Origin of the sequence: Paraclostridium benzoelyticum (assembly GCF_001006285.1) — a bacterium.
Lineage (GTDB): Bacteria > Bacillota > Clostridia > Peptostreptococcales > Peptostreptococcaceae > Paraclostridium > Paraclostridium benzoelyticum.
Genome location: NZ_LBBT01000155.1, coordinates 1 through 8,663, shown reverse-complemented (window position 1 = coordinate 8,663; position 8,663 = coordinate 1). Strand labels below are relative to the sequence as shown.

Sequence of the window (8,663 nt, the reverse complement as noted above, 5' to 3'; positions counted from 1 at the left end):
ATTGAATTATATATTAAAGGAATATTTAACATATAAAACTTTAATATATAATTCAATAAATTTAACAAATTAATCAGTATAACCAGTGAGTTCTTTATGATTTCGTAGAGCTCCAATAGAAGAAATTATAGTTAAAATTAAATAAATAAATACGAAGCTACTGCTACATGAAATATTCCATATAGTAGCTAGAAGTAATATTAATCCTAAACAAAACCAAATATCTCGTCTTAACTTCAAATCTCTGTTCATAAAAATACCACCTTTAAATTTAATATATTGTTTTAACACAAGTCTAATTGTATTTATAATTACCATAACCATAAAAAATAAACAGGAGTAAAATGATTATAGAAATTATTTTTATAATAAAATTCGACTTTAAGTTGGGAAATCCTTTAAACTTATATAATATATGATAAAAAATCTAATTAATTAATAAATATATTTTGGAGGGTAAAATGAGCAAAATCAATATAAAAAAAGTAGATGAAAATGGAGAAATACCGTATGAATTATTATATTTAGCAGATCCGTCTAAAGAATCAATAAATGAGTATATAAGTAGAGGTAATCTGTATGTTGCATCCATTGGAAATGAAGTTGTAGGTGCATATGTAATATTAAAGACTAGACCATTAACTGGAGAGATTATGAATATATCAGTAAATGAAGCATATCAGAAAAAAGGTATTGGAAAAATTTTAATAGAACATGCTATAAGCACAAGTAAGAATTTAAATATTAAAACACTAGAAATTGGAACAGGAAACTCAAGTATATATCAATTAGCTTTCTATCAAAAGTGTGGATTTAGAATAACAGGGATAGATAAAGGCTTTTTTAAAAAACATTATGATGAGAAAATAATAGAAAATGGAATAGAATGTATAGATATGATTAGAATGAGTATGGATTTATAATTATATGACAGATTATAAATCATTTAATTAAAATACTATACACTTTACTTGAAATACAAATTGAAATATGATAATGTTACATAAAATAAATTATTTTGGAGGAGATTTTTAATGGCTTTTTTTAATAAGTTAGCAGGATATGGATCAATAGATAGTTCAGCAGGAAATAAAATTAAAGATTACCTAATAGATGGAGAAGAGATAATACAAGCATTTACTTTTATAAGAGACTCTATAATATTAACTAATTATGGAATATACTTAGTAGATGTTCAAGGTGTTAGTGGAAAAAAAGTAGAAGTTAAATTTTTCCCTTCTAAAAACGTAAAAAGTATATCTTTTGAATCTGCATCTACATTTGATTTAGATGTTGATATAAAAATAGGAGTGGATGGAAACACGGTTATAAGTCAAAGTGGCATACCTCATAATGCACCTATTTCATTTAAAGTTCCTAAAGCTCAAGCTGAAGAAGCTAGAGAAATTGTTAAACTTGTAAAGATAAACTATTTAGTTAGATAAGTAAATATAAATTACAATAAAAATACACTTAGTAAATTACTAAGTGTATTTTTATTGTAATTCTTTAAGCAATTTATCGCAGTAATTAACCCATAAAATTTCATGCTCAAAATTAGGGATTATCCTATCGTTTAAACTTTCTATAGATTCAAGTCCCATTTCTTTAGATTTATTATGAATAGTTAAGTAAAGTTTTGTAGGTCCAGGAACCTCTTCTATTGGATGAATTTGTGCAGATATAAATTCTTTGCCGTTTTCAAATGCAGCCATAGTCCTTGAGTGACCATCTATAAGTGCATATTCTCCATTAATTACTCCAACTAGTACTGGAGGAAAGACAGGATTTTTATCCTCATTATATATTTTTCTTATTTTTTCTAATTTATCTTTATTTATATAAAAATTATTTGGCCTCAATTCCTTTATTGGAAGTTCTTTTAATATCATTTTAGCCCGTTGCCAAAAATCTATAATTATCTATAAATCTTGTTTAATTCCTAATTCATAGTGTCCTATTTTGAAAACTATAAACAGTTATCTACTTTAGTTTGATATAACACTCCATAGGCGTAAATTCGGATACAACGAATCCTACATATTAGCATTATCTTGTTAGTGACGCTATGCTAATTTATAATTTGAAAGATTTATACTTGCATTTAAATCTCTATCAATAGATAAACCACAACTGCAGTTGTAAACTCTATCTTTAAGTTTTAAATCTTTATTAATCTCTCCACATTGGCTGCAAGTCTTACTTGATGGATAAAACCTATCTGCTATTACTAATTCAATTCCTCTGAACTTACATTTATATTCAATTTGTCTTTTAAATTCATAGAAACTTTGTTTTGATATAGCCTTTGATAGATGTTTATTTTTCATCATATTAGAAACTGCTAAATCTTCAATTACAACTCTATATGGTTTGGTTTTCACTATATTAGTAGTAGTTTGATGAAGATAGTTATTTCTAATGTTGGCCAATCTTCTATGTACTTGTTGTATCTGCTTTTCAAGTTTTATGATATTTTTAGTTTTGACAAGCTCCTTTCCTTTTTTATTTTGTTCATATTTCCTACTTACTTGCTTTTGTAGTCTTTTTAATCTTTTTTCGATTTTTCTAACCACATTAGTTTTATTTATATTCTTATAAACTTCACCATTAGAACATATTGCTAAATCCTTCAATCCTAAGTCAATCCCTAATGATACATCTGTTAATTCTTCTTTAATTTCTTCTTGCTCTATACCTACTGAAATATACCAGTATTTGTTATCATATGAGATGCGAGGATCAGAATACTTGACACCAATAGGTAGTTGTTCATTGGTTTTTATCCAACCAACTTTTTCAATATTAACTAACTTTCCTTCTTTAACCTTTAACTTGCAGTTATCGTTGTAGAAGGACTTTTTACTTTTCCTTCTACTCTTAAATCGTGGTTTGTCTGATACCCCTTTGAAAAATCTCTTATAGCTATCACAAGCATCTTTAACTGATTGTTTAGCCACATTATTAGATACCTCTTTAAGCCAACTTAATTCAGTTTTCTTTAATTGACTTATCTCTTTTCTCAATTCACTATCTGAAATGAATTTACCACCATTTTTATAATTTTCTTCTTGTTTAGCAAGTGTCCAATTATATATAAATCTTGTAGTACCTACGGATTGCAATAACTTCTGTTCTTGTAACTCACTTGGGTATAGCCTAACTTTCTTCGATAATATCATCTTCAAATAACTCCTTAATCATTTTCTTAGCCTTATGACTTCTTTTACTTTGAAGTCTTGCACTAAATACAGTTACTATTTGTATCATGTCTTCAACTAATTCTTGTTCACTACTTCTTTCAGTGTTATCAATTATTTCAATAGTAGTTCCATATTTATCACAAAGATTTTCTATTAATTCATATCCAAACCTAATTAATCTATCTTTGTAAAGGACTACGATTTTATCTACCTATGAATTAGTTATCATATCTATTAGTTGATTTAATCCTTTTTTATTGTAGTCAATCCCACTTCCTATGTCTGTTATGATTTCAAATTGATACCCTTTAGCAAACATATATGTTTCAATATTTTCTATTTGCCTTTGTAAATCATCTTTTTGTTTGTGTGAACTAACTCTACAATATCCAATAGTCTTTTTATTTAGTCCCTTCCCTTGTTTTAATCCTAAAAAATGATTAAGTTACTCTTGCGAATAATACCTTGTACCACCTTCGGTTATATGATGTGGTTTCAAACTCCTTTTGTTATCCCAATTTCTAAGAGTTTGAACTGTTTTGCCTATTTTCTTTTCAAATTTTCCTATTGAGTAATATTTCATTTATTTATCACCTCAATAGTAGTCTATCATAATCTATAATTTTTCACTCTATTTATATATATATTTATAGATTTTATTCAACAGTCGTTACCCTCCTTTTTTTCAAATTATCAACTAGATTTAATATATTAGATATACGAGCAAAATGTCCTTTAATTTAATGTTTTTTTATCAAAGCAAAGAATAAAAGAGGTAAGGAGTATAAATCGTAGAATAGTTAAATAGAAAGTAGAATTAAGACACTATATATATTAAATAAGGATATAAATAAGGAAAATAGTAAGAAATTTAAATAATTATAGTTTAGTTATAGCATAAATAGGAGGATTGTGTATGTTAAAAAACATAGGGACTGAAATTGTAGAAACAAAAAGGTTGATATTAAGAAGATATACTATAAATGATAAAGATGATATGTTTAATAATTGGACATCAGATGAAGAGGTTTCTAAGTTTTTAGCATGGAAACCACATAAAAGCGTAGATGAAACAAAATCGATACTTGAATCTTGGATTTTAGAATATGAAAATATGGATAGGTATCATTGGGGAATAGAAATAAAGTCTAATAATCAAGTTATAGGAGATATAGCAGTTTTTAACTTAAAAGAAAATCATTGTTCCTGTGAAATTGGATATTGCTTATCAAGGCAATTTTGGAATAGGGGAATAATGACAGAGGCTTTGAGTGGAGTTATTGATTTTCTATTTAAGAAGGTCGGGTTAAATAGAATTGTAGCAATGCATAATGTAAATAATATTCAGTCTGGGAAAGTAATGATAAAAAGCAATATGAAATATGAAGGAACATTAAGGGAAGCGAACAGGTTAAGGGACGAAGATGGATTTTATAATTTAGCTGTGTATTCTATTTTAAAATCTGAATGGGAAAACATGTATGCTAAACAGAAGGAGTGTTAGAAATTATGAAGTTAAAAATAATTGGAAGTGGAGGATGTGTTGCACTTCCTAAGCCACTGTGTAAATGCAGGATTTGTAAAGAAGCTAGATTAAAAGGGCATCCGTATTCTAGATATGGATGCAGCTTATTTATAGAAGATTTGGGAATGTTAATAGACACTCCTGAAGATATAACTCAAGCAATCAATTTTTCAGAAATTGATGAAATAAATTATGTTTTATATAGTCATGTTGATCCGGACCATACTCTTGGCATGAGGGTATTTGAACATATAAGATTAAACTGGTTAGAAATTTCTAAAGGAAAAGAATGCACTAATCCAGTAAATGTATTAGCTATGGAGCATGTAATGGAAGATATAAACTCTATAAAATTTAAATTTGGGTCATATTTAGATTATTATGAAAATGTTAGAAAGTTAATAATAAGAAAAATTATAGAAAGTTCTATAATAATAGATGGAATAAAAATAAGTTTTTTTAAGGCTAATCATGCAACTGTATTTGTATTTGAAAAAGATAATAAAAAAGTTATATACGCTCCTTGTGATGTAAAACCATTTCCAAATGATATTATATTTGAAGACGCAGATTTACTTATAATAGGAAATACGGTTGTTGGAGATAAACTTAAAGATGGATTTATTCTAGAGGCAGATAATCCCCTTAGAAAAGAGCTATTTACATTAGATGAAATACAAAATTTAAAAAATAATTATAGCATAAAAAATGTTATTATAACGCACTTAGAAGAAGATTGGGGTAAGTCTTATGATGATTATATTAAAATAGAAAAACAATATAAAAATATAAAATTTGCATATGATGGAATGAAAATTGAAATTTAGACTAATTTTAGTCCTTATTTTAACGATTTCAATCCAGTTTTATTTTAAATTACAAATCTAAGGAGTATAATAAGTTTTAAAGATTCAAAAATTGTTAAATTAGAAGTTAAGGGGGATAAAATGATAGAAGTAAACAACTTGTGCAAAGCTTTTACTAGAGTTGTAAAAGACGACAATTCTAAAAAAAAGAAAAATTTAACTAAATTTAAAACAAAAAAAGAAGAATTTTTAGCAGTAAATAATATTTCATTTAATGCAAAAGAAGGAGAAATCTTAGGAATACTAGGTCCGAATGGAGCAGGAAAAACAACTTTACTTAGAATGCTTGGAGGAATATTAACTCCTACATCTGGACACATAGAAGTTTGCGGATATGATTATTCAATAGATAAAAATGCAGCTAAAAAAGAAATTGGATATCTATCTGGAAATACGAAACTTTACAATAGACTTTCTCCAAGAGAATTATTAACAACTTTTGCAAACTTATATGAAATGCCAAAAGATGAAATTGAAAAATCTATAAATGAAGTTATAGATATAATGGATATGGAAAGTTTTATAGATAATAGAATCGAAAACTTATCAACAGGTCAAACTCAAAGAACATCAATTGCAAGATGTCTAGTTCACTCACCTAAAATATACATATTCGATGAGCCAACACTAGGGTTAGATGTAATTAGTAGCAAGTCTATAATAGATTTTATGAAAAATGAAAAACAAAGAGGAAAAACTGTACTATACTCAACTCACTATATGGAAGAAGCTGAAACTTTGTGTGACAAAATAATTATGATACATCAAGGAGAAATTATTGCAATTGGGACTCCTGAAGAATTAAAGGAAAATACAAAAACTAACAATTTAAGAGATGCATTTATAACTCTTGCAAGTGAGAGGGGGAATTTATTTGAGGAATAAAATAGTAAAACAAATATTTAAAAAAGAAATTTTAGATATATTAAGAGATAAAAAAACTATATTTATGATGATTATACTACCAATAATTTTATACCCAATACTTATGGTAGGTATGACTCAAGTTATGTCTATGTCCATGAATAGTATGGAGAAAGAAAATATAAATATAGCTTTTGATAAAAATCCAAATAAAGCTTTAGTTTCAGTAATAGATGAAACTAATAAAGAAAGAAAAAAAGATAATAGTGAAGTAGGGCAGATAGAGTTAAAAACTACAGATGACTATAAAAAAGATTTAAAAGATGGAAATATAGATGCTTATATAAATATAAATGATAAAAATGGATACCTAAATTTTAATGTTTATATAGACTCATCTGAAAATTCATCAAGCATTGCACAAGAAGAAGTAGAAAAAATATTAAATACATATAAGGAAGAATTAGTAGAAAATAAAATAAAAGAAAGTGGATTAGATATAAAGTCAACGCTTGAACCGTTAAGTTATAAAACTTTAGATGTGGCAAAAAATGAAGAAGTAGCAGGTCATTTTATAGGTCAGATATTACCATTTGTATTAATTATGGGACTTTTAATGGGAGCTATATACCCTGCGATAGATGTTATGGCAGGAGAAAAAGAAAGAGGTACTTTAGAAACTTTATTTACACTACCTATAACAAATTTAGAATTGGTTATGGGAAAATATTTAGCTGTATCGCTTTGTGCAGTGGTTTCTGCAATCTTAAATATTTTATCTATATTTATAACAATGGTATTTTTACTTGCAACTCAAGGTATGGTAAGTGAAATGGGAATGGTAAGCATTGACTATTCACAAATGATACTCCCTGGAATAATTACACTTATATGTGTTTGTTTATTTGCTATGGTAGTGTCAGCTGTAAGTATGTGTGTATGTTCTTTAGCTAAGAGCTTTAAAGATGCTCAAAACTATATAACACCAGTTACACTATTTGTTATGATACCATCTTACGTTTCTATGGTTCCTACTATTGAATTAGATAGCTTCACAGCTACAATACCTGTAGTTAATATATCTTTACTTATTAAAAGTGTACTAACATTTAATAGTAATATAAGTTTAACAGCTTTAGTTTTATTATCGAACCTTGTGTTTGTTATAATAGCTGTATTGTTATTATCGAAGATGTTTAACTCGGAAGAAATTTTATTTGGAAGTAGCAAAAACTTTGCATTACTAGAGAAAAGAAGCAACATTAAAAAAGGAGCTATGCCTTCTGTTGCGGATGGAGTTACTTTGTACGCAGTTGGAGTAGTATTGTTAATATACGTAGGAAGTTTAATTCAATTAAAATTTGGAACTGCTGGGATAGCGGCTACACAAATTATGATTATTAGTATGCCATTAATATTTGCATGGTATATTAAGTCTGATTTTAAAAATATATTTAATATAAAGATACCTAAAATACAACATGTACTAGGAGGCATAATCCTTTGGGGTGGGGTATTTGTAGTTATTAACTTAATAAGTCAAATATTACTTTATTTATTCCCTCAAAATATGCAGGTTGTAGAAGGTCTAAACGAGGCATTAAAAGTAGATGATAGTATATTATTAAATTTAATAGTTATAGCAGTTATGCCAGCTATATGCGAAGAAATATTTTTTAGAGGCTTTGTCTTTACTTCATTTACACAAAGTAAAGAGAAGAAAGCTCAATTATGGGGTGTTATCTTTAGTGGTATATTATTTGGATTTATGCACATTGACTTTATAAGAGTTATACCAACTAGTATTTTAGGAATTGCACTAGGATATGCTGTTTATAAGAGCAAATCAATATTTATACCTATGATAATGCACTTTTTAAATAATTCAATATCTGTATTTGCAATGCACTCAACAAAATCTGATGGATTAATAGGCAAATTAAATGAAGCTTTAACTATAGACTTTAGCAATTTTGAGGCATTTAAACTTATTATCCTTATAATGATAAGTTTAATATTAGTGTTTATAGGAATTAAACTACTTAGTATAAATAAGAAAAATAAAATAAAAGCTAACAATGAAAAAGAGTTAATTTAATTAACTCTTTTTTTTCGCTTAAGGAGACTATATTTGCTAAAAAAATTTAAAATTTTATTGCCTATAAAGCATAGATACCAATCCATACAGCTCTTGTTTTTATCGCA

At 27.0% G+C, this 8,663-nt stretch carries 9 protein-coding genes and 1 pseudogene; 6 read left to right on the top strand and 4 right to left on the bottom strand.

What is annotated here, in order from left to right:
- Positions 1 to 69: 69 nt before the first annotated feature.
- A complete protein-coding gene (locus VN21_RS07330) occupies positions 70 to 252 on the bottom strand; it encodes a hypothetical protein (protein WP_046822678.1) in 183 nt (60 codons plus the stop codon).
- 209 nt (positions 253 to 461) lie between these two features.
- On the opposite strand from VN21_RS07330, the gene VN21_RS07325 reads away from it, so the two are divergent.
- On the top strand, positions 462 to 923 hold the full coding sequence (locus VN21_RS07325) for a GNAT family N-acetyltransferase (protein WP_152650781.1): 462 nt from the start codon (positions 462 to 464) through the stop codon (positions 921 to 923).
- A 111-nt stretch (positions 924 to 1,034) separates the two neighbouring features.
- The gene (locus VN21_RS07320) at positions 1,035 to 1,445 is read left to right on the top strand and encodes a PH domain-containing protein (protein WP_021430819.1); all 411 of its coding nucleotides are present in this window, start codon (positions 1,035 to 1,037) and stop codon (positions 1,443 to 1,445) included.
- Positions 1,446 to 1,496: 51 nt separating this feature from the next.
- On the opposite strand, the gene VN21_RS07315 is transcribed toward VN21_RS07320, so the two are convergent.
- The 3 genes and pseudogenes from VN21_RS07315 to VN21_RS07305 all read right to left on the bottom strand — a co-directional run bounded on the left by VN21_RS07315 (position 1,497) and on the right by VN21_RS07305 (position 3,786).
- Positions 1,497 to 1,892 (bottom strand): ParB N-terminal domain-containing protein, encoded by a 396-nt coding sequence (locus tag VN21_RS07315; protein WP_046822677.1) that lies wholly within the window; start codon positions 1,890 to 1,892, stop codon positions 1,497 to 1,499.
- A 174-nt stretch (positions 1,893 to 2,066) separates the two neighbouring features.
- Complete coding sequence (locus tag VN21_RS07310; RefSeq protein WP_046822676.1) at positions 2,067 to 3,182, bottom strand: RNA-guided endonuclease InsQ/TnpB family protein; 1,116 nt, start codon at positions 3,180 to 3,182, stop codon at positions 2,067 to 2,069.
- Positions 3,160 to 3,786: pseudogene (locus VN21_RS07305) on the bottom strand (IS607 family transposase). The gene VN21_RS07310 and the pseudogene VN21_RS07305 overlap by 23 nt, the downstream one beginning before the upstream one ends.
- A 333-nt stretch (positions 3,787 to 4,119) precedes the next feature.
- Here VN21_RS07305 and VN21_RS07300 point away from each other — a divergent pair.
- The 4 genes from VN21_RS07300 to VN21_RS07285 all read left to right on the top strand — a co-directional run bounded on the left by VN21_RS07300 (position 4,120) and on the right by VN21_RS07285 (position 8,556).
- Positions 4,120 to 4,707: a GNAT family N-acetyltransferase gene (locus VN21_RS07300; protein WP_046822675.1), complete on the top strand. Its 588-nt coding sequence runs from the start codon at positions 4,120 to 4,122 to the stop codon at positions 4,705 to 4,707.
- A 5-nt stretch (positions 4,708 to 4,712) separates the two neighbouring features.
- Positions 4,713 to 5,555, top strand: coding sequence for an MBL fold metallo-hydrolase (locus tag VN21_RS07295; protein WP_046822674.1), 843 nt, complete (start codon positions 4,713 to 4,715; stop codon positions 5,553 to 5,555).
- Between the two features lie 120 nt (positions 5,556 to 5,675).
- Positions 5,676 to 6,479 carry an ABC transporter ATP-binding protein gene (locus VN21_RS07290; protein WP_046822673.1) on the top strand — a complete coding sequence of 268 codons (804 nt, stop codon included), beginning with the start codon at positions 5,676 to 5,678 and terminating at the stop codon, positions 6,477 to 6,479.
- Positions 6,469 to 8,556 carry an ABC transporter permease subunit/CPBP intramembrane protease gene (locus tag VN21_RS07285; protein WP_046822672.1) on the top strand — a complete coding sequence of 696 codons (2,088 nt, stop codon included), beginning with the start codon at positions 6,469 to 6,471 and terminating at the stop codon, positions 8,554 to 8,556. Before VN21_RS07290 ends, VN21_RS07285 begins: the two co-directional genes overlap by 11 nt.
- The last annotated feature ends 107 nt before the right edge of the window (positions 8,557 to 8,663 follow it).